Origin of the sequence: Ferrovum sp., assembly GCF_027317285.1 — a bacterium.
Lineage (GTDB): Bacteria > Pseudomonadota > Gammaproteobacteria > Burkholderiales > Ferrovaceae > Ferrovum.
Genome location: NZ_DAHVHV010000008.1, coordinates 34,817 through 55,635 on the forward strand (window position 1 = coordinate 34,817; position 20,819 = coordinate 55,635).

Annotated in this window: 16 protein-coding genes; 9 read left to right on the plus strand and 7 right to left on the minus strand. The window is 58.2% G+C overall.

Features of this window, described 5'->3' with window-relative positions:
- Positions 1-24 precede the first annotated feature (24 nt).
- Positions 25-942: a copper chaperone PCu(A)C domain-containing protein gene (locus M6F29_RS03535; protein WP_298157577.1), complete on the plus strand. Its 918-nt coding sequence runs from the start codon at positions 25-27 to the stop codon at positions 940-942.
- On the opposite strand, the gene pabB is transcribed toward M6F29_RS03535, so the two are convergent.
- Positions 923-2,656 (minus strand): aminodeoxychorismate synthase component I, encoded by a 1,734-nt coding sequence (pabB, locus tag M6F29_RS03540; protein ID WP_298157578.1) that lies wholly within the window; start codon positions 2,654-2,656, stop codon positions 923-925. The two genes, M6F29_RS03535 and pabB, sit on opposite strands and share 20 nt — an antisense overlap.
- Positions 2,657-2,742: 86 nt before the next feature.
- Between pabB and M6F29_RS03545 the strand changes: the two genes are divergently transcribed.
- Genes M6F29_RS03545 through M6F29_RS03560 form a run of 4 tightly spaced genes read left to right on the plus strand, consistent with a single transcriptional unit; the run spans position 2,743 to position 8,066 of the window.
- Complete coding sequence (locus tag M6F29_RS03545; protein ID WP_298157579.1) at positions 2,743-5,124, plus strand: 3-hydroxyacyl-CoA dehydrogenase/enoyl-CoA hydratase family protein; 2,382 nt, start codon at positions 2,743-2,745, stop codon at positions 5,122-5,124.
- 13 nt (positions 5,125-5,137) lie between these two features.
- Positions 5,138-6,322, plus strand: coding sequence for an acetyl-CoA C-acyltransferase (locus M6F29_RS03550; RefSeq protein ID WP_298157580.1), 1,185 nt, complete (start codon positions 5,138-5,140; stop codon positions 6,320-6,322).
- Positions 6,323-6,356: 34 nt separating this feature from the next.
- Positions 6,357-7,106: an electron transfer flavoprotein subunit beta/FixA family protein gene (locus M6F29_RS03555; protein WP_297481250.1), complete on the plus strand. Its 750-nt coding sequence runs from the start codon at positions 6,357-6,359 to the stop codon at positions 7,104-7,106.
- 3 nt (positions 7,107-7,109) lie between these two features.
- Positions 7,110-8,066 (plus strand): electron transfer flavoprotein subunit alpha/FixB family protein, encoded by a 957-nt coding sequence (locus tag M6F29_RS03560; protein WP_297505179.1) that lies wholly within the window; start codon positions 7,110-7,112, stop codon positions 8,064-8,066.
- Positions 8,067-8,077: 11 nt separating this feature from the next.
- Here M6F29_RS03560 and panD read toward each other — a convergent pair whose 3' ends face one another.
- A complete protein-coding gene (gene panD, locus M6F29_RS03565) occupies positions 8,078-8,458 on the minus strand; it encodes an aspartate 1-decarboxylase (protein WP_366525929.1) in 381 nt (126 codons plus the stop codon).
- 157 nt (positions 8,459-8,615) lie between these two features.
- On the opposite strand from panD, the gene nadC reads away from it, so the two are divergent.
- Both nadC and nadA read left to right on the plus strand, forming a co-directional pair.
- Positions 8,616-9,488: a carboxylating nicotinate-nucleotide diphosphorylase gene (gene nadC / locus M6F29_RS03570; protein ID WP_298157581.1), complete on the plus strand. Its 873-nt coding sequence runs from the start codon at positions 8,616-8,618 to the stop codon at positions 9,486-9,488.
- The gene (gene nadA, locus M6F29_RS03575) at positions 9,475-10,566 is read left to right on the plus strand and encodes a quinolinate synthase NadA (protein WP_298157582.1); all 1,092 of its coding nucleotides are present in this window, start codon (positions 9,475-9,477) and stop codon (positions 10,564-10,566) included. Before nadC ends, nadA begins: the two co-directional genes overlap by 14 nt.
- 7 nt (positions 10,567-10,573) lie before the next feature.
- Here nadA and nadB read toward each other — a convergent pair whose 3' ends face one another.
- Complete coding sequence (gene nadB, locus M6F29_RS03580) at positions 10,574-12,160, minus strand: L-aspartate oxidase (protein WP_297481242.1); 1,587 nt, start codon at positions 12,158-12,160, stop codon at positions 10,574-10,576.
- Positions 12,161-12,328: 168 nt separating this feature from the next.
- On the opposite strand from nadB, the gene M6F29_RS03585 reads away from it, so the two are divergent.
- On the plus strand, positions 12,329-13,033 hold the full coding sequence (locus M6F29_RS03585) for a response regulator transcription factor (protein WP_297481239.1): 705 nt from the start codon (positions 12,329-12,331) through the stop codon (positions 13,031-13,033).
- Here the strand turns inward: M6F29_RS03585 and rfbA are convergent, their stop codons facing one another.
- The 3 genes from rfbA to M6F29_RS03600 all read right to left on the minus strand — a co-directional run bounded on the left by rfbA (position 13,034) and on the right by M6F29_RS03600 (position 15,823).
- Positions 13,034-13,912, minus strand: coding sequence for a glucose-1-phosphate thymidylyltransferase RfbA (gene rfbA, locus M6F29_RS03590; protein ID WP_297455087.1), 879 nt, complete (start codon positions 13,910-13,912; stop codon positions 13,034-13,036).
- Entirely contained in the window at positions 13,909-14,979 is a 1,071-nt protein-coding gene (rfbB, locus tag M6F29_RS03595) for a dTDP-glucose 4,6-dehydratase (RefSeq protein ID WP_298157583.1), read from the minus strand. The genes rfbA and rfbB overlap by 4 nt, the downstream gene beginning before the upstream one ends.
- A 208-nt stretch (positions 14,980-15,187) precedes the next feature.
- On the minus strand, positions 15,188-15,823 hold the full coding sequence (locus M6F29_RS03600; protein ID WP_297481233.1) for an outer membrane lipoprotein: 636 nt from the start codon (positions 15,821-15,823) through the stop codon (positions 15,188-15,190).
- 148 nt (positions 15,824-15,971) lie between these two features.
- Between M6F29_RS03600 and ettA the strand changes: the two genes are divergently transcribed.
- Positions 15,972-17,639 carry an energy-dependent translational throttle protein EttA gene (ettA, locus tag M6F29_RS03605; RefSeq protein ID WP_297455096.1) on the plus strand — a complete coding sequence of 556 codons (1,668 nt, stop codon included), beginning with the start codon at positions 15,972-15,974 and terminating at the stop codon, positions 17,637-17,639.
- Here the strand turns inward: ettA and M6F29_RS03610 are convergent.
- Positions 17,618-20,782 carry a DEAD/DEAH box helicase gene (locus M6F29_RS03610; RefSeq protein WP_298157584.1) on the minus strand — a complete coding sequence of 1,055 codons (3,165 nt, stop codon included), beginning with the start codon at positions 20,780-20,782 and terminating at the stop codon, positions 17,618-17,620. The genes ettA and M6F29_RS03610 overlap by 22 nt on opposite strands.
- Between the last annotated feature and the right edge of the window lie 37 nt (positions 20,783-20,819).

Sequence of the window (20,819 nt, forward strand, 5' to 3'; positions counted from 1 at the left end):
TTCTGACTATCAAGGAGAAGTTTTATGCGGCACTCTATATTCTGGTTCATCGTCGCCTTGCTGCTGGGGTCTGCACCGCTGGTACAGGCTCTGGAAATGGATGCGCCCGTACCGGCCTATACCCTGAATCTGGAAGGGGGCGGGAAGGTGACGGCGCAAAGCGAACGGGGCCACGTCACCCTGCTGCATTTCTGGGCTTCGTGGTGTGTCCCCTGCCGGGTGGAAATGCCGCGCCTGGAAAAGTTGTATCAAAAATACCATGCCCGTGGCCTGGACATCGTGGCCATCGACATGGACAGTGATGAGGACCAACCTCTGGCGCGCGCGATGATGGCCCACTACCACTTTCCATGGGCTCTCAAGAGTCATGCTGAAGTCGATGAATTAGGACGGATCTGGCGTATGCCCCTATCCATCCTCGTGGATCGGAAAGGGATCGTCCGCCAGAATGCCTGGGCGGCCGATGATGATCAGGGACTGCCTGAATCTGTTCTGGTGGCGGGCATTGAACCCCTGCTTGGGGCCGCACCTGTTCCCATCCCTGCATCGGGCATGCAGTCAGGGACTTCACCCGCCATTCAGGTCCTGCATCCGATGGCCCGTGCCACGGCTCCAGGCCAGGAGGAAGGGGTGGTGTATCTGACCCTGGTCAATCCAGGGGACCGGGAAGATGCCCTGGAAGGCGCGGACAGCGCCGTGGCTGACCATATCATGCTGCATCAGACCACGGAAATGGAAGGCAACATGGCCCATATGGCACACGAATATCATCTGGTGATCCCTGCCCATGGTCAGGTGACCTTGGCACCCGGAGGACATCACCTGATGCTGGAGGATTTGGCTCACCCCCTGGTGGCCGGGCAGACCGTGCCCCTGAATCTCCATTTTCAGCATGGTGCCACCGTGCATGTGGACGTGCCGATCACCCCTCTGGTGCCTTGAGAATCACCGGAACCCAGCCGCGCACGCTGTTGATGAACCAGAGTCGGTCGGCCCGTGCCAGGTCCTCCCGCGTCAGGATCTGTTCTTCGAGTTCTCCCTGATCGCAGAGAAACTGACGGAACGTTCCTGCCAGTAGTCCGCAGGACAGCGGGGGGGTGAGTTTTTTCCCCTTTTTCTCGAGCACCAGATTACCGCGCGTGAATTCCGTCAGTTCACCCCGCCCGTTCCAGAGCAACACGTCGAAACACGGCGTGGGCAGGGAGGAGAGAACAGCCTCATAGAGACGACGTTCGGTGGTCTTGTGCGCCATCGTCCGGGGATCGAATGGGAAGGGATGGGCGGACAGACAGATGGGTTGAGGAATTTTCCGGAGGGGGAGGGACAGAACAAACCCTTCAAGATGAAAGTTGCCTTGCCGATTGTAACGCAGGCGGACCCGATAAGATCCAGTGGGATACTGTCGGGCGAAATGATCCAGGGCCTCGGTGAAACGTTGCGCCGTCAGGGGAGGAAAGCCCAGGGCCTGAACGGAGTGGAGCAGGCGGCGGCAGTGATAATGGGGAAGTTCCCAAATTCCCTGTTCGAGGCGGAGGGTTTCGAGCAGATCGACGGACGCAGCACCTTCCAGAAAACGGGCTTTGGTGGCAATTTCAGCCCATTCGGCGGGGGCCTGGGAATCCCAGGTGATGCCACTGCCCACACCACAGAGAAGGCGGTCATGCGGGACGTCATGCCAGAGGGTGCGGATGGGTACATTGAATTGCGCATCCCCGCCCGGGCGAATCCAGCCGATGGCCCCGCAATAGGCGCCGCGCGGGCTCTTCTCCAGCCGTCTGATCCAGCGCATGGCTTGCCATTTGGGGGCGCCGGTGATCGATCCGCAAGGAAAAAGGGCAGAGAAAATCGCTTCGAGATCGGCCTCGGGTTTCAACGTGGCTGCCACCGTGGACGTCATTTGATGTACGGTGGGATAGGTCTCTACCCGGCAGAGATCGCTGACGTTGACCGAACCGGGCAGGGCGATGCGCGCCAGATCATTGCGGAGAAGATCGACGATCATGATGTTTTCAGCCCGGTTTTTTGGACATTGGGCCAGATTTTCGGCGTCTTCCGGGGAAGCAGTGCCCTTCATGGGACGAGTCAGAATCCGGCGGCCGTGGGTTTCAAAGAACAGTTCCGGCGAAAGGGAAAGGAGGGCTCCGTCGGTCCAGGACAGCCATGCACTGAAGTCTGCGTCCTGGACCCGGCGCAGGTGCTCGTAGAGGTGACGGGATGAACCGGAGAACGTGCTTTCCAGGCGTAACGTCAGGTTCATCTGATAGGCCTCCCCTTGCGCAATGGCCTGACGCAAGGCCTGTACCGCCTGGGTATAGGCGGACAGCGTCAGGTCGGGTTGCCAGGGGCCACGGAATTCCGCCGAAGGAGAAGCGTTTTCTTCGTCCCATCCGGGAAGGGGCGCATCGTATATCCCGAAGCAGGCCAGGGGAAAATCCTTCAGGGGCGGATGGGTGAAGGCGGCCGTATCGAAAGCTGCGGCGGCTTCATAGGCCACGAAACCAGCCGCATGGGCACCTGCCTGACAGGCATGGGCTACCTGACGCAACACGGGACGTACCTCTGCCAGCGAATGGGCGACCAGACATTGGCGGGGCGAGCGGAAGACGCGCCGGAGGCGCAGCCCCGGACATTCGGCAAAATCAAGGAGGATGTTCATGTGACGGATTTTAAAGCCTGGCGATACAGTATGTCGGGAAGATTCGGTTAGAATGAACAAATAAATCCACAGGAAGGGAGGAGAGGATGACTCAGATTCAGCGCGTGGCCGTGTTGGGGGCCGGGGTCATGGGGGCGCAATTGGCAGCGCACTTCGTCAACCTGGACATTCCTGTTCTGCTCTATGATCTGCCCCTTGACCAGGGAGCCCCGAATGGACGGGTTCTGCAGGCCATCCGGGGATTGAAGAAAATGAGTCCGCCGCCTCTGGTCGAACCCGAACGGGCAGACCTGATCGAAGCAGCCAATTATGACGAACATTTGCCCCGGCTTTCCACCTGTGATCTGGTCATTGAAGCCATCGGTGAACAGTTGGCCTGGAAACAGGCACTCTATGCACGCATTTTGCCTCACCTGGCTCCCCAGGGCTGGTTGGTCTCCAACACCTCCGGCCTGTCTCTGGAAGAACTCAGTACCGCACTGCCCGAGGATCGCCAACCGCGCTTCTGCGGCATGCATTTCTTCAATCCCCCCCGTTACATGGCGTTGGTGGAATTGATTCCCACGGCACGAACGGATCGGGACAGTATCGCCATTCTGGAATCCTTCATCACGACCCGTCTGGGCAAGACCGTCATTCATGCCCTGGACACGCCGAATTTCGTGGCCAATCGGATTGGGGTTGCCGCGACCGTATTCACCTTTCACCAGGCCCAGAATTTTGGGTTGTCCTGTGATCTGGTGGATGACCTGACCGGCCCTCTGTTGGGACGGCCTCGTTCCGCCACTTACCGTACTGCGGACTTGGTCGGTCTGGACATTCTGTCGCATGTCATCCATACGACCTATACCCAGGTCCCGGACGATCCCTTTCGTGCCCTGTTTGCCCCTTTCCCTCTCCTCGAGGGACTGATTTCGGCAGGGGCGCTGGGCGCCAAGACCGGCGCTGGTTTTTACCGCAAGGAAGGCAAGACGATTCTTCGCCTGGACCCCATGACCCGTTCCTATGTGCCCAGCGGGGCCAAGGCGGAGGCAGAGGTAAGGGCTTGTCTGGACGCTTCGCCGCCGCGCAGACTGGCCAGTCTGCGTGCCAGTGCCCACCCCCAGGCTCAGTTTTTGTGGGCCATTCATCGCGACCTGTTCCACTACTGTGCCCTTCACCTGGCGTACATGGCGCCCTCGGCCCGTGAGGTGGATACGGCATTGCGGCTGGGCTTTGGTTGGGCTCTCGGCCCCTTCGAACAGTGGCAGCTGTCAGGTTGGTCGGAGGTCGCAGCATGGATCGAGGAAGATCGGCAGGCGGGAAAAACCCTGGTCGACCTTCCTTTGCCGGATTGGGCCATGGACCCCCAACGTCAGGTCGTTCATACGCCGCAGGGTTCCTGGTCGGCGGCCCGTGCCACCCTCAGCCCTCGTATTTCCCAGCCCTGGCTGAAACGTCAGCACTTCCCCTTGCGCCTGCTGGGCGAGGGGGGAACCAACCCGGCCAGCGCGGGACGGACCGTGGCCGAATCCGAAGCCGCGCGTCTGTGGACACTGGATGAGGCGGTATTGATCCTGACCCTTCGCACCAAGATGAACCTCCTGGGCGAAGTTGCGCTGGAAGCACTGGATCAGGCGCTGACCGAAGCCGAAAGCCAGTTCCGCGCTCTGGTTCTGTGGAGTCCCGGCCCACACTTTTCGGCGGGGGGAGATCTCAGGGGGTTTATCGAAACCTATACCCGCCATGGTTTGACGGGGTTGGCATTGGCCCAGGAGCGGTTCCAGCGTGTGGTTCAGCGTTTGCGCTACAGCGCAGTGCCCACCGTGGCCGCCCTGCAGGGCTATGCCCTGGGTGGGGGGTGTGAAGTCACGTTGCACTGTACCCGTCGGGTTGCACACACGGAAACCAACCTGGGCATGGTGGAAGTCAACGTCGGGATCTTTCCCGGCGCCGGCGGTTTGACGGAAGTTGCCCGGCGCGCCGGACTGCGCGCCCTGGCAGCCCAATCGCCCCTGCAGGTGGCTGACTACCTGCAAGAGGATCTGACGCGCATCCTGCGCTGCACAGTCAGTCAAAGCGCCCAGGAAGCCCGTTCCTGGGGCTGGCTCGAAAGCGGCGACGTTCTCGTTCCGAACCGTGAAGAATTGCTCCATGTGGCCCTGACACAAGCCCTGGCTCTGGCCGAATCCGGTCATGCGCCTGCTCTGCCTCGTCCCTTTCCGGTGGGTGGGGTGGAAGGCCGGGCCCAGATGCTTGCGGGATTGGTCAATGCGCGCCAGGGAGGGCAAATTTCGGCGCATGATTTCGAGATTGGACGTATTTTGGCCACAGTCGCCTGCGGTGGAGAATTGCCCGCAGGAACCCTGGTCAATGTGGACTACCTGCTTGGCCTGGAACGGGCACATTTCGGTCCTTTGCTGGCCACTCAAAAAAGTCGGGAACGAATTCAGTCTTTTCTGGAAACTGGCAAGGCTGTGCGTAATTAGTCGGGAGAGTGACATGAAAACAGCGTATATCGTGGCAGCCACCCGTACCCCTGTGGGAAAAGGGCGAGGACAGTTTGCCCAGGTACGGGCAGATACCTTGCTCATCACGGCGTTACGGGGTGCCCTGGCCCAGGTTCCCATGCTGGATCCGGAAGCGATCGAAGATGTGGTGATCGGATGCGCCATGCCGGAAGGTGAGCAGGGTCTCAATATTGCGCGCAGTGCAGCCCTTCTGGCGGGGTTACCCCTCTCTGCGGGAGCGATGACGGTCAATCGGTTCTGTGCCTCCGGATTGTCTGCCATCCAGATGGCGGCAGAGCGTATCCAGTTGGGCAGCGCAGACCTCATGGTCGCCGGTGGCGTGGAATCCATGAGCCGCATCCCCATGATGGGCCGGCATCCTGCGCCCAGTCCCCTGATTTTTGAAACGCCTTTTCACACGCCACTGGCCTGGGGAATGGGGGCGACTGCAGAAAATCTGGCGAATCAGTGGAACATCAGCCGACTGGAACAGGATACGGTGGCTCTGGAATCGCACCGACGCGCACTGGAAGCACAACGCCAGGGTTTTTTTGAGGCAGAAATCACCCCGGTCACCCTGCTTCAGCACTCTCTGGATCTGAGTACCGGACTGACGACTCCACAGGAGAAAACGTGGCGCCAGGACGAAGGGCCTCGTGCCGATACCAGTCTGGAGATTCTGGCCCGGCTCAAGCCAGCCTTCCATGTCCGGGGGAGTGTCACGGCCGGTAACAGCAGCCAGATCTCGGATGGAGCCGCCGCCCTCATTCTGGCCAGCGAAGAGGCGGTGCACCGTCATGGTTTGACCCCTCTGGCGCGGGTCCTGGGTTTTTCTGTCAAAGGCGTGCCGCCGGAGATCATGGGGATTGGTCCCGTCAAGGCCGTTCCTCCCCTGTTGTCGCGACATGGGGTCGGTCTTGCGCAACTGGACTGGATCGAACTCAACGAAGCCTTTGCGGCACAGGTATTGGCGGTTCAGAAAAATCTGGCTTTCGACCCGGTTCGGCTCAACCCGCTCGGGGGAGCAATTGCGCTTGGCCATCCCCTGGGGGCGAGCGGCGCCATTCGCACGGCCACCTTGATCCATGGGTTACGTCGCACCAACGGGCGTTATGGCATGGTGACGCTGTGCGTGGGCATGGGGCAGGGGATTGCCGGACTATTCGAACGGGTATGATAGAATCCTGCCCTGTCATGTACAAGGAAACCCCATGAAAATACTGGTCCCTGTAAAGCGCGTTCTGGACTACAACATCAAGGCCAGAGCCAAGGCAGACGGCAGTGGTGTGGCGTTGGCCGGGCTCAAGATGTCCCTCAATCCCTTTGACGAAATCGCCCTGGAAGCAGCGATTCGCCTGAAGGAAGCAGGGCAGGCCACGGAAGTGGTCGCCCTTTCCTGCGGCGATGCGGCGGTTCAGGAGGGGCTGCGTACCGCTCTTGCTCTGGGCGCTGACCGGGCGCTCTGGGTCTCTTCGAGCGAAGAATTACAACCTCTGGCCGTGGCCAAATTGTTGCGTGCAGTGGTTCTGCGCGAAGCGCCCACTCTGGTGATCTGTGGTAAACAGGCCATCGATGATGATGCAAACCAGACCGGACAAATGTTGGCTGCCCTGCTGAATTGGGGGCAGGCCACCAATGCTGCTGAGATACAGTTGGGGGAGGGAAGGGTCGACGTGGTGCGAGAAACCGACGGGGGAACCGAAACCCTGCGCCTGCTTTTGCCTGCCGTGATTACGACGGACCTGCGTCTGAATGAACCGCGTTACGCCACCTTGCCCAATATCATGAAGGCCCGGAAAAAACCGATCGAAACCCTGACCCCCGAGGAACTGGGGGTGACGGTGACGCCTCGCCTGAAGACTCTGCGCGTTCAGGAACCGCCGCAACGCCCCGCCGGCATCAAGGTGGATTCCGTTGCCGCGTTGCTGGCGCGTCTCAAAAATGAAGCCAAGGTGATTTGAACGATGGAAAACCGAATTTTACTGGTCGCTGAATTGGGTTCTGAAGGTCATTTGAAATCCTCCATTCGTTCTCTGCTCACGGCGGCCAGATCCCTGGACGGGGAGATCGATGTGCTGGTCTGGGGGGGCGATACAACCTTCGCCGTGGCCGAGGCCCGGCGTTTACCGGGGATTCGTCGGGTTCTGAATGGGGTAGGGCCGACTCTTGCGGATGGACTGGCGGAAATGCTCTGCGCTCTGGTGCAACCGCTGGCGAGTCAATATACGCACATCCTGACTGCCGCGACGGTCATCGGCAAGAACTGGATGCCGCGTCTGGCGGCACTGGAAGATGTGGCCATGGTCAGCGATATCGTGGGCGTGGAATCTTCGGATACCTTTGTCCGACCGATTTACGCCGGGAGTGTCTGGGCAACGGTATGCTGCCCCGAACCCCTCAAATTGGTGACGGTGCGCAGCACGGCCTTTCCGGGGGTGGAGGGGGAGGGGGCGGATCCGGTTGCGGTGGAAAATTTGCCTTGTCCCGAAGCGCTGCCGCAGTCAACCCGAATTGCCGTGCACACGCATGTACAGGAAGGTCGCCCCTCTCTGGAGAATGCCCGGGTCGTGGTGTCCGGTGGGCGCGGCCTGGGAAGTGCCGAACATTACGAGGCTTTGCTGGGGCCTTTGGCAGACGAGTTGAACGCTGCACTGGGCGCATCCCGAGCCGCCGTGGACCTGGGGTATGCGCCCAATGATGTCCAGGTGGGCCAGACCGGTAAGGTGGTCGCCCCGGACCTCTATATTGCCATCGGTATTTCAGGCGCCATTCAGCACCTGGCAGGCATGCAGACTTCCCGGGTTATCGTGGCCATCAACAAGGATCCGGATGCCCCCATCTTCACTGTGGCAGATTACGGACTGGTGGGGGATTTGAACGTGCTGGTCCCTGAATTGACCGCGGCGCTTCATCAAAAATGAGCGTCCCGGGTTCAAGCGCCTTGTAGCGGAATCTCGTGCTCCAGGCGCTTGACCTGGTTGTGTTCGTCCACATAAACCAGGCGTGGCGAAAAGTTTTTTAGTTCTTCCGGGGTGTAACTGGCATAGGCGGCAATGATCAATAGGTCTCCTACCTGAGCCTTGCGGGCAGCAGCGCCATTGACGGAAATCATGCCGGAATTCCGTGCGCCCCGAATGGCGTAGGTCGTGAAGCGCTCTCCATTGTTCACATTGTAGATGTCGATCTGCTGGTATTCATGAATGTCCGCCGCTTCCAGCAAAGTTTCATCGATGGCACAGGACCCTTCATAACCCAGTTCGGACTGGGTCACCGAGACGCGGTGCAGTTTGGCCTTGAGCATGGTTTGGTACATAGGCAATGGCAAGCAGGTAGGCTTTCTCAAATCAACAAAAGCCGCATTTTACCCCAATTTCTCAGGATTCATATTGCAAGCCCCTGCAGTCCTTGGGACAATGGGGGTTTTGCGCTGTACATTTTATCAGGGAGGCGAGGTGGAAGAAAGGGAATGGATGGAATCCCATCAAACGCAACAGGAAAGCACGGCACAACGCTTGCACCTCGAAAAACAGGTCCAACGAACTCTGGCCGAAGACGTGGGGGCAGGGGATCTGACCGCGTTCCTGATTCCGGAACCCGTGGTTTCTGAAGCACGGATCCTGGTTCGTGAAAGCGCGGTTCTGTGTGGTCAACCCTGGGTAAACGAAGTCTTTCGACAATTGGACTCCCGGTTGCAGGTGGAATGGCAGGTCGCTGAAGGCGCGGAAGTCGTGCCCGGCCAGGTGGTGGCCACGCTGAAGGGGCCGGCACGGGCGTTGCTGACCGGCGAACGGGCCGCGCTGAATTTTTTGCAAACCCTGTCGGGCGTCGCAACCCAGACCCGCCAGTTTGTGCGTGCCGTGGCAGGCACGCGGGCGGTGATCGTCGATACCCGAAAAACCATTCCGGGGTTACGTCTGGCAGAAAAGTACGCCGTGCGGGTCGGGGGAGGAACCAACCACCGGATGGGACTTTACGATGCCATCCTGATCAAGGAGAATCATATTGCAGCCACGGGCTCCATCACCCAGGCGGTTACCTTGGCCCAGAGCATCAGGGGAAGTTACAAGTTCATCCAGGTGGAGGTGGAAACTCTGGAGCAACTGGAGGAAGCGCTCAGCGCCGGGGCGAACATGGTCATGCTGGATAACATGTCCCACGAGATGCAACGACAAGCCGTGACCCAGGTTGCCGGACGGGCACGGGTCGAAGTGTCTGGCGGAGTGAGTCTGGAATCGGTGCGTCAGATTGCGGAATTGGGGGTGGATCGAATTTCCATCGGGAGTCTGACCAAGGATATAAAATCTATCGATTTTTCCATGAGGTTCAAGGATGTCAACTTGTAGTATTAAAGTAGATTATGAAAATCCTCAGGGGCTTGCCACGGCCTGGGCACGCGTGTCAGAAGAGCCTTCCCAGGAGCGGCGCCGGGTTTTGCTGGCGGAACTGGAAGGTCTTCTGGCCCAGAGAAATGCCGTACTGGTGGCTCATTACTACGTTCATCCCGATCTCCAGGACCTGGCCGAAAAGACCGGTGGTCTGGTGTCTGACTCCCTCGAAATGGCCAGGTTTGGCAAGCAGCACCCAGCGACAACCCTGGTGGTGGCCGGGGTACGCTTCATGGGGGAAACGGCCAAGATTCTGTCTCCTGAAAAAACCGTGTTGATGCCCGAGTATGAGGCGGAATGCTCCCTTGACCTGGGGTGTCCCGGTGACGCCTTTCATGCGTTTTGCGATGCCCATCCTGACCGCACCGTGGTGGTGTATTCCAATACCAGCGCCGCAGTCAAGGCGCGTGCCGATTGGGTGGTCACCTCGGGCTGTGCGGTAGCCGTGGTTCGCCACCTGCACGAACAGGGACAAAAAATCCTGTGGGCGCCGGACCGTCATCTGGGGGACTATGTGGCTCAGGAAACAGGCGCTGACCTGCTTTCCTGGCAGGGCTCCTGCATCGTTCACGACGAGTTCAAGGCCGCCGAACTGGCGGACCTGAAAACGAAAATGCCCCGGGCGAGGGTGTTGGTCCATCCCGAGTCGCCCAGGTCGGTTCTGGCATTGGCGGATTATGTCGGTTCCACACGAGGCATCCTGGAAGCCGCGGGTGACCCGGCGGTGGAGACGTTTATCGTGGCCACGGACAACGGCATGTTCCATAAATTGCGTCAAACCTATCCAGATAAGGTCTTTATCGAAGCGCCGACCGCCGGATCGGGGGCTACCTGCAAGAGTTGTGCCCATTGTCCCTGGATGGCCATGAATGGACTGGAAAATCTGCGCGCCATCCTGGCTTCGGGCACACCTGAAGTCACCATCGATCCTGCGCTCATCGATCGGGCCCGTTTGCCCATCGAACGGATGCTGGCCTTCACACAAGCCGGCGCGCCACGGGCGACAGGGCTGGTGCCTCATTTGGGGTCTGCCTGAACGAAATTCAGGGAGGGGTGAGCAGGGTGGGGCGCGCAGAAGGCAAACTCAGCGGATAGTCCCGGCTGTAGTGGAGCCCTCGGCTTTCCTTACGCAGGCGGGCAGAATTGACGATGAGTTGGGAAACCGTCACAAGGTTACGCAATTCAAGCAAGTCCCGACTGACATGGAAATTGGTATAGAACTCAAGGATTTCCTCGTGTAACAGTTTCAGGCGGTGAGCCGCCCGCTCCAACCGTTTGTCGGTGCGCACGATTCCGACGTAATCCCACATGAAGCGGCGTAGTTCCTCCCAATTATGGGAGATGACCACTTCCTCATCAGGGTCAGTGACCTGACTGCTGTCCCAGGGCGGAATGAAGGGCAATGGTGCAGCGGGTGGCTGGGAGAGAATGGCGGCGCTGGCTTCCCGGGCCATCACCACGCATTCCAGCAGCGAATTGCTGGCCAAACGATTGGCGCCATGCAAACCCGTGCAGGCCGTTTCGCCAATGGCATACAGACCGGCCAGATCGGTGCGCCCCTGCAGATCGGTACGCAACCCGCCACAGGTATAGTGCGCTGCCGGAACCACCGGGATGGGTTGGGTGGTCATGTCGATGCCCAGGGACAGGCATTTTTCATGGATGGTCGGGAAATGGTCGAGAATGAACTCAGGGGACAGATGGGTAATGTCCAGATAAACGCAATCCAGTCCGTGGCGCTTCATCTCATAGTCGATGGCACGGGCCACGATGTCGCGCGGGGCCAATTCTGCCCGGTCATCGTGCTCAGGCATGAATCGGTGACCGTTAGGCAGACGCAGAATGCCGCCTTCCCCCCGGACGGCTTCGGAGATGAGGAAGGACTTGGCATGGGGGTGATACAGGCAGGTGGGATGAAACTGGATGAATTCCATATTGGCAACGGTACAGCCTGCCCGCCATCCTGCGGCGATGCCATCTCCCGTCGCCGTGTCCGGATTGGTGGTGTAAAGGTAGACCTTGCCCGCACCGCCGGTGGCCAGCAGGGTGTGCGGGGCAGTGAAGGCATGCACTTCGCCGCTGGTTTCCTCCAGTGCATACAAACCCACACAACGCCTTGGCCCCGGCAGTGCGAGCCGTTCACTGGTGATCAGATCGACCAGCATATGCTGCTCGAATAGGTGAATACGCGGATGCTGGCGCAATTGGGGGTGCAGTGTGTTCTGAATGGCGGCCCCGGTAGCATCGGCCACATGGGCTACCCGCCGCTGACTGTGTCCGCCTTCCCGGGTGAGGTGCAACGCACCATTTTCCCGTGTAAAGCGGACACCGCGACGAGTTAACCAGTGAATGGCCATCTCACCCCGCTCAAGAATGAAATGAGTGGCTTCGAGATCGCAAAGGCCAGCACCGGCAATCAGGGTATCCTGCACATGGGTATCGATGCTGTCCAAACTCGACAATGCCGCAGCAATGCCTCCCTGAGCGCGAGGGCTGGCGCCGTCCTCCAGGGACCGTTTGGTGATGAGGGCAACCCGGAGGCCATGGTCTGCCAACTCGAGGGCGGTGACACCTCCCGCCAGGCCACTGCCCACAACAATTGCTTCAAAGGATTTTACGGCTTCCATCATGGTCCATCGATCTGATTGTAATGCGGAGGACAAGCATAGCAGAAATCCTCTGGCGAACTGGCCGCTGGGACATGAAAGGAGTTGTCACGAAAAAACTTATCCCTTAGAATTGCCTCGAATGATAGAACAAGGTATTTTATCCCATACTCATAAAAAGACGAGGCCGGCATGAATTCATGCATCATGATCCTTGATTCCGATTATCGTCGCGCTGTTACCCTTGAATCCCATTTGATCCCTGCTTCTTTCCATACCTTGCGTGCGGCTCATGTGGAGGATGCAAAATCACTGTTGCGCACACATCCCATTAAACTGGCGATCCTCAATCAGGATCATGGAAGCAACGGTCATGGTTATGAATATATTCGCTTCATGCGCGAACATTACCCCGATCTCGGCATCATCATCCTGAGCGAAGATTCCTCGCCTCTGGACCGTGCTCTGGGCATTGAAATGGGGGCCGATGATTTTCTGGTCAAGCCTGTGGACATCCGGGAACTCATGGCTCGGATTCGGCGCTTACTGGAACGTCTGACTGTTTCTTCCTTTTATCTGGACAAGGGAATAAATTTTTCTGGATTTGGGCTCGATCGAAAAAAACGGGAAGTCACGTGGATTGCCTCGGGAAATAAAGTCCATTTCACCAACCGTGAGTTCGACATGCTGCTCTGTCTGCTGGAGAACGCCAATCGGGTGGTGGGGCGCAATACGCTGTCCCATGTGGTCTGCGGACGATCCTGGCATGCCGAAGACCGTTCGGTGGATGTCACCGTTTCGAGCATCCGATGCAAGTTGCGCCAGTACAATCCTGCCGATACGCTGATCCGTTCGATTCGAGGAACGGGATACAGTTTGATCATCCGTCATGAATGATCAGAAAACCCGTTCGTTCAGGATCTGGCGCAAATAGGCGCCATAGCCATTCTTGCTCAGGGGAAGAGCCAGTTTTTCCAGTTGGGTTGCATCGATCCAGCCTTGACGATAGGCGATTTCTTCAGGGCAGGATACCTTGAGTCCCTGCCGTTTTTCCACGGTCTGGATATACTGGGCAGCCTCCAGCAGGGAATCGTGGGTCCCGGTGTCCAGCCAGGCAAATCCTCGTCCCAACACTTCCACGCGCAATCGTTGCTGTTCGAGATAAAGACGATTGAGATCGGTGATCTCCAGTTCGCCCCGCGCCGAGGGAACCAGGGTACTGGCCAGATCGCAAACCTGTGCATCATAGAAATAGAGACCGGTGACGGCATAACGAGAGCGGGGTTGAGCGGGCTTTTCTTCCAGCCCGATGACATGGCCGGTATCATCAAACTCCGCCACCCCATACCGTTCAGGGTCACTGACGGGATAAACAAAAACCGTCGCGCCTTCGGGGTGTTTTCCCGCTTGTCTGAGTTTGATGGAGAAATCATGACCGTAGAAGAGATTATCCCCCAATACCAGGGCACTGGGCTGATGTCGGATAAAATCCCGCCCGATCAGAAAAGCCTGTGCTAATCCGCCGGGGTCCGGTTGGACGGCATATTCGAGATTCATTCCCCAGTGGCTGCCATCTCCCAGCAACTGCTGAAAGCGTGGGGTATCCTGAGGCGTGGAAATGATCAGGATGTCGCGGATCTCCGCCAGCATCAGGGTACCCAGCGGATAGTAAATCATGGGCTTGTCGTACACGGGCAGCAATTGCTTGGAAATGACCTGGGTGGCGGGGTAGAGGCGGGTCCCGGAACCGCCCGCCAGTATGATGCCCTTTCTCATGCTTCCTGCCTCCGTTCCGCGTAGTTTTGTTCCAGCCAGGAACGGTAAGCGCCGGACAACACGCGTTCGCTCCACTCCTGATGTGTCAGGTACCAATGCACGGTCTGTTCCAGACCAGAATCGAAGGTATGGGCAGGCTGCCAGTTCAGTTCCTGGCGAATCTTGCTGGCATCGATGGCATAGCGACGATCATGCCCCGGTCGGTCCGTGACGAATTGTATGAGTCGACGGCGGGGGCCCAGCGCCGAGGGGCGATGTCGATCCAGTGCATCACAAAGGGCTTTGACCACGGTCAGATTGGCCAATTCGCTATTTCCGCCGATATTGTAGGTTTCTCCCACCCGTCCGGCTTCGAGCACCCGGCGAATGCCGCTGGCATGGTCACTGACATGGAGCCAGTCCCGTACATTCTGACCATCTCCATAGACCGGCAGGGGTTTTTCAGTCAGGGCTTGGTGCAACATGAGGGGAATCAACTTTTCCGGGAACTGGTAGGGCCCGTAGTTATTGGAACAGTTGGTGGTCAGGACGGGCAATCCGTAGGTATGGTGCCAGGCACGCACCAGATGATCGGAAGCGGCTTTGGAGGCGGAGTAGGGGCTATTTGGCGCATAGGGCGTAAATTCGGAAAAGGCGGGGTCCTGAGGTGCCAGGGAACCATAAACCTCATCGGTGGAGACATGCAGGAAACGGAAATTCTTGCGTTCTTCCCCTCCCAATTCATTCCAGTAAGCGCGTACCGATTCCAAAAGATGAAAGGTGCCGACGATGTTGGTTTGAATGAAGTCCGCCGGCCCGTAAATGGAGCGGTCCACATGGCTTTCGGCCGCAAAATTGAGGATGGCGCGGGGCTGGTGCAACTTCAACAAGGCACGGACCAGGGCCGTATCTCCAATATCGCCTGCCACCAGCGTATGGCGCGGATCCTGATCGAGGCTGGCCAGGTTATCCCGGTTTCCGGCATAAGTCAGTTTATCGAGGGTCAGTACGGGTTCATCCTGGAGATCCAGCCAGTCCAAAACAAAATTAGCACCGATGAAACCAGCACCTCCAGTCACAAAAATCATACTGACTCCTTAATCATGGGATTCTCGCACATGGGGAACAATGAAGGTGCATTGTACCAATACCTTGTCGTTTCGCGTCAAAACCCCATCACATACGCACATTGCGTATAATGTATATTATGTTAAATGCGAAGGGACAACAAAGCCCCATCCGCAGATGGGGCCTCCAGAAATCCCTGCTGGAGCGGTCAACCCGGACAGGAATTGATCAGCGCACCACTTTCATCCAGGGGGATTTGCAAGTGGGGACGGCAGGATAGTAAGCGTTGCTGTCCGGGCAATAATAATGAATTTGTGACTGCCCTCCACTGGTCGGTGCCGTGCCGCTCCCCGATGGGGGTGCGCTGGACCTCGGGCTCAGGTCGGAACGAGGGTCCAATTTGGTGACCCGGGTGGCCCCTCCTCCCCCCAATACCTGTACGCGATCACCCACATGGAAAACTTCATCGGCTCCCTGAGTGACGGCAATCACGTAACCGCTGTCCAGTCGAATCGTGATTTCCACTCCGTTTTCAGTGGACAAGGCATTTTGAGCCGCGTTGCCCGCCGCTCCGGCGGCCAGTGCGCCTAAAACCGTTGCTGCCGCATTGCCGTTGCCCCCTCCAATGGTACTTCCCAGTGCGGCTCCAGCCACACCGCCGCCCAGAGCGCCCAATATGCCCGGTTCACTGCTTTGAATGTGGACCTTGCGCACGCTCTCTACCGTCCCCAGTCGGACCGACTGCTCACCGCGCACTTCCGTGCTGGTATAATCGCTGCCCCCCAGCCCCGGCGAGGAACAGCCCGATACAAGCGCCAAAGTCAGGGAACACAGGGTAACTGTCAGATAATGTTTGTGCATCATGTTGGTTGATCTCTCTCACGAATAGGTCGGGAACTTCGGACACCTGCGATTATAACTCGCGAGGGTAGACTTTAACCGCAGGAAATGGTTCCGTGTACTTCGTCTATGGTAATCTGTCACTCTTTTCGGAAAGGGGCATCTCAATTCTATGGCTCAGTACGTCTACAGCATGAACCGAGTGGGGAAGATTGTCCCCCCCAAACGACAGATTCTCAAGGATATCTCGCTGAGTTTTTTCCCAGGGGCGAAAATCGGGGTACTCGGACTGAATGGTTCGGGTAAATCCACGATTCTCAGAATCATGGCGGGCATCGACCGGGACATTGAAGGTGAGGCCACTCCCCAGCCCGGGCTCAAAATCGGCTATCTTCCCCAGGAACCCAAACTGGATCCTCAATTAACCGTTCGCCAGGCCGTAGAGCAAGGTCTGGGTTCGGTCATCGAGGCGCGTGCGGCATTGGAGGCCGTCTATGCGGCTTATGCCGAGCCCGATGCGGATTTTGATCATTTGGCGTCGGAACAGGCACGGCTCGAGGCCATTCTCAGTGCGGCTGACGGGCACAGCGCCGAGTTACAAATGGACATTGCTGCCGATGCCCTGCGCCTTCCTCCCTGGGAAGCGCAGATCGGCAATCTGTCCGGCGGGGAAAAACGTCGTGTGGCTCTCTGTCAACTGCTGATCTCCAAACCCGACATGCTGCTGCTGGATGAACCCACGAACCATCTGGATGCAGAAAGCGTTGATTGGCTGGAACAGTTTTTACAGCGTTTTCCAGGTACGGTGGTGGCTGTGACCCATGACCGATATTTTCTGGACAATGCCGCCGAGTGGATTCTGGAGCTGGACCGGGGGCACGGTATTCCCTGGAAGGGCAACTACAGTTCATGGCTTGGTCAGAAGGAAGAACGCCTGAAACAGGAAGAGTCCCAGGAATCTGCACGCCAGAAAGCGATTCACAAGGAACTGGAATGGGTCCGTCAGAACCCGAAAGGTCGTCAGGCCAAATCCAAGGCACGTCTGGCACGTTTCGAGGAACTGAATTCGCAGGAGTACCAGAAGCGTAATGAAACCCAGGAAATTTTTATTCCTGTGGGCGAACGTTTGGGCGATTCCGTCATCGAGCTCGAGGGGGTCACGAAATCCTTCGGGGATCGTCTGCTCCTGGACAATGTCAGCCTGACCATTCCGCCCGGTGCCATCGTTGGCATCATTGGTCCTAACGGAGCCGGCAAGTCCACGCTCTTTCGCATGATCGTCGGTCAGGAAACGCCAGATTCCGGTACCATCAAAATCGGTTCCACCGTCAATCTTTCCTATGTGGATCAGTCACGGGAAACCCTGGACGGGGATAAAACCGTCTGGGAATTCATTTCCGGAGGCTCGGACCTGCTCACCGTGGGCAAGTATGAAACGCCCTCCCGTGCCTATATCGGACGATTCAATTTCAAGGGGGCAGACCAGCAAAAGATCGTAAGAAACCTGTCGGGCGGAGAACGGGGTCGTCTGCATCTGGCCAAAACCCTGATTCGGGGAGGGAACGTCCTGCTCCTGGACGAACCTTCCAACGATCTCGACGTGGAAACCCTGCGCGCACTGGAAGATGCCCTGCTGGAATTTGCCGGCGCCGTGTTGGTCATCTCCCATGATCGCTGGTTTCTGGATCGAATCGCCACCCACATCCTGGCCTTCGAGGGCGATTCGCAAGTGACCTTCTTTACCGGCAACTATCAGGAATACGAAGCTGACAAGAAGAAGCGTCTGGGGGAAGAAGGCGCGCGGCCCCGTCGCTTACGTTACAAACCCTTGCACGGCTGATCCTGCAGGAGACCGATCAACTCTTCAGTGCTGAGGGTGCTGGTTTCCCCAGCGCCCTCCAGCAAACTGTCTGCCAGGTTGCGCTTGCGTTCATGCAGGGCGACGATCTTTTCCTCGATGGAATCCTTGATGATCAATCGATAGACCGTCACGGGTCGAGTCTGCCCCATGCGATGGGCGCGGTCCGATGCCTGGTCCTCTACCGCGGGATTCCACCAGGGATCCATGTGAATGACGTAATCCGCTGCGGTGAGGTTGAGCCCTACCCCACCGGCCTTGAGACTGATGAGGAAGATGTCGTCCGTGCCGTCCTGAAAGGATTTGACACGTTTACTTCGCTCGGCGGAGGGGGTGGACCCATCCAGATACTGATAGGTGATGTGATGCTCTTCCAGGGCCTGTCGAATCAGGGTGAGATAGTCCACGAACTGACTGAAGACCAGGGCCCGGTGCCCACTCTCCTTCAACTCTTCCAGGATTTCCATGAGCGCGGTAATCTTGGTGGAGATCCAGGGCCGATCGGGGAGAATCAGGGCGCCATGGCAACAGGCCCGCCGCAACCGCATGATTCCTGCCAATACCTTGATTCTATTGGGTTGTTCATCACCCGGCAAAGTGGTGTTCTCCAGCGCTTCGAGACGGACCGCTTCGTACATGGCCTGTTCTTCAGGAGTGGCCTCCAGTTGCAGCGTGACTTCCGTACGTTGGGGCAATTCGGTCAATACCTGGGACTTGGTACGCCTCAAGATGAAAGGTTGGATCAGGCGGCGCAATTGTTCCCGGGCTTCGGCATCTCCATGCCGCTCGATGGGGTGGGAAAACTTTTCCGTAAACGTATCCAGGGTTCCCAACAGGCCAGGATTGATGAAACGGAACAGGTTCCATAATTCCCCGAGGTGGTTTTCAATGGGGGTTCCCGTGGTCAGAAGGCGAAAATCCGCACGAATCTTCATGGCCGCCTGCGAACGCTTGGTGCTTGGGTTCTTGATGGCCTGGGCTTCATCCAGCACGCAAGTGGCCCAATGGTGACTGCTGATCATCTCCATCTCTTGCTGGAACAGGGTGTAACTCAGAATGACCAGGGAATTCGGGCCCAGGTCTGACAGTTGGTTTTTTCCGCCTACGCAGAGCCAATGCAGGTCCAGAGTGGGAGAAAACCGTTTGGCCTCCTGGACCCAGTTGCCGCAAACCGAGGTCGGCGCAACCACCAGGGCCGCCCCCAATGGGGCTCGGTAAAGGAGCAAGGCCAAGGTCTGAAGCGTTTTTCCCAAACCCATGTCATCCGCCAGACAGGCCCCCGCTCCTGCTTCGGCGTGACGCACCATCCAGACAAATCCCGCCCGTTGGTAATCACGCAATTCCGCCTGGAGGGTGGGGGGGATCTGGGGTTCCCACTGACTCAGGGATTCATGCCGAGACAGCAATTCGATCCAACGTTGGTCGGTGATTGCGGCGCTTTCCTGCTCGATCAGTTGGGACAGATGCGGCGCAGCGAGGGCATGGATCTGAAGCTCTCCGGCGTCTTCTTCATGAGACAGGCTGGCCAGTCCCCGAATTCGATCCAGCAAGCCTTCACTCAACGCAACGAATTGACCATCGGACAAGGCCACGAAACGGCAGTCCGAATGTTTTGCCGCGGCCATGAGGGTTTTGAGTTCCAATACGGTATGGGCATCGACACGTACTCCCCCGGAAATCTTGAGCCAGTCTCCCCGGGTGTGGATCTGGAGGGCCATTTGGGGAAGGTGCGCTTCTCCCCGGATCCGTAAACTTTCTCCCGCCGGCCAGCGCAGATGCACGGCGGATTCCCCCATCGCCTTGAGTAACGTCAGGATTTCACAGGCTGCTGCGGGGTGACGACTGATCCCCGTAAAAGGAAGGTCGGCGGGAGCCAGCCAGGGAAGGCAGGCATCGAAGATCTCCTGGGCGCGGCGACGCTCTTCATCCAGCGCACGCCTCACACCTTTCAGCGCGCTGTCACTCTCCCCTTCGATACAAAAGGCATGCCCTGCTCCGGGAATGAAGGAGGCCCCGGATTCTCCCAGAGGATAGACCACCAGAGCCAGATGTATCCCCTGGGGATGAGGAGACAGCAACGCATAGAGCGACAGGAGGGAGGCGTCCGACAGGAACAGGTTGGCGGGCGTGGGCGGATCACCTTGCACCAGAAAACGGGGGGTCAGGGTCTTGAGCAGGGAGACAACGCGCTCCTCCTGATTGACGGGGATCTGTTGTCCCAAATCACCCAGAATGTCGCGCAGACGGATTTCCTCATCGGTCAGCGCATAGAGACGTAACCGGTGGGACGACTCTTGCTCGATCCACAAATCCTCGCCTACAGGAATCTGCGGTTCCAGTTGCAGGTACCAATGATGGCGGTCATGCCCACTGGTCAGGACGAAACGTCCTGCCACGAGTTCCACGGGACGTTGAAGGTCGTGTCCCCAGAATACCAGCGGATGTCCCATCAGCAGGCGCAGGGCCTGGGGTGCAACAAAACGTTTGTCGTGGGGCTTCTGGTCTACCAGGGCGTTTCTCAGGTAAGCGATCACGGTTTTATCCTGATCCGTGAGACCTTCCAGTTCCTGGGTCGCATTGATCAGACGCTGAAAAGTGATCGCTTTGCTGGCACTCCAGGATCCATGGGTCTGACGCTTCTGTTCACGGGCTTCGATGAGAAAGGTGCGGCCGTTGGAAGGGCGACTGAGTGCCCAATAAAACCGCTGCTGCCGGACTGGCGTCGCGGTTTCACCCAACTCTTCCCCAAGTCGCTCCAGCGCGCCCAGTGCTCGCTCCCACAAGGGTTGACGGCGAATGGCAGGAACCAGGGTGAGCGACCCCATTTCCTGGTGCAAATGGGTGGCATGGTGCACGAGCCCACCGGGCTGCATGCGTTCCAGGAGTTCCCAGGCTTCTGCCGCAATCCAGCGGTAGCCATGGGATTCTGCGCGGCGGGCCAGTTCGATCAACCGCATCGAGTCGATACGTTCGCCATCGCCATCCACCCACCAGCAAGCCAGGGCACGAAACAATTGGGCCAGAGATTCCTTGTCTCCTATTTCCGTGCGGTCTTCTGCCGGGTTTGCCTGGACGGACTGGGTTGCGTGGGCGACCTGGCCCAGACAGGCAGAGATGGAACTCATGCCGGTTCCATTGCGGATCACCAGGGCAATATGCTGG

Bases quoted from the DNA above. Each gene is read 5' to 3' on its own strand.
- nadA (WP_298157582.1), top strand. From the start codon at position 9,475: ATGTCAACTTGTAGTATTAAAGTAGATTATGAAAATCCTCAGGGGCTT.
- rfbB (WP_298157583.1), bottom strand. From the start codon at position 14,979: ATGATTTTTGTGACTGGAGGTGCTGGTTTCATCGGTGCTAATTTTGTT.
- nadC (WP_298157581.1), top strand. From the start codon at position 8,616: ATGGAATCCCATCAAACGCAACAGGAAAGCACGGCACAACGCTTGCAC.
- M6F29_RS03610 (WP_298157584.1), bottom strand. From the start codon at position 20,782: ATGAGTTCCATCTCTGCCTGTCTGGGCCAGGTCGCCCACGCAACCCAG.
- M6F29_RS03600 (WP_297481233.1), bottom strand. From the start codon at position 15,823: ATGATGCACAAACATTATCTGACAGTTACCCTGTGTTCCCTGACTTTG.
- M6F29_RS03560 (WP_297505179.1), top strand. From the start codon at position 7,110: ATGGAAAACCGAATTTTACTGGTCGCTGAATTGGGTTCTGAAGGTCAT.
- M6F29_RS03535 (WP_298157577.1), top strand. From the start codon at position 25: ATGCGGCACTCTATATTCTGGTTCATCGTCGCCTTGCTGCTGGGGTCT.
- M6F29_RS03585 (WP_297481239.1), top strand. From the start codon at position 12,329: ATGAATTCATGCATCATGATCCTTGATTCCGATTATCGTCGCGCTGTT.
- nadB (WP_297481242.1), bottom strand. From the start codon at position 12,160: ATGATGGAAGCCGTAAAATCCTTTGAAGCAATTGTTGTGGGCAGTGGC.
- M6F29_RS03545 (WP_298157579.1), top strand. From the start codon at position 2,743: ATGACTCAGATTCAGCGCGTGGCCGTGTTGGGGGCCGGGGTCATGGGG.
- M6F29_RS03555 (WP_297481250.1), top strand. From the start codon at position 6,357: ATGAAAATACTGGTCCCTGTAAAGCGCGTTCTGGACTACAACATCAAG.
- ettA (WP_297455096.1), top strand. From the start codon at position 15,972: ATGGCTCAGTACGTCTACAGCATGAACCGAGTGGGGAAGATTGTCCCC.
- M6F29_RS03550 (WP_298157580.1), top strand. From the start codon at position 5,138: ATGAAAACAGCGTATATCGTGGCAGCCACCCGTACCCCTGTGGGAAAA.
- pabB (WP_298157578.1), bottom strand. From the start codon at position 2,656: ATGAACATCCTCCTTGATTTTGCCGAATGTCCGGGGCTGCGCCTCCGG.
- panD (WP_366525929.1), bottom strand. From the start codon at position 8,458: ATGTACCAAACCATGCTCAAGGCCAAACTGCACCGCGTCTCGGTGACC.
- rfbA (WP_297455087.1), bottom strand. From the start codon at position 13,912: ATGAGAAAGGGCATCATACTGGCGGGCGGTTCCGGGACCCGCCTCTAC.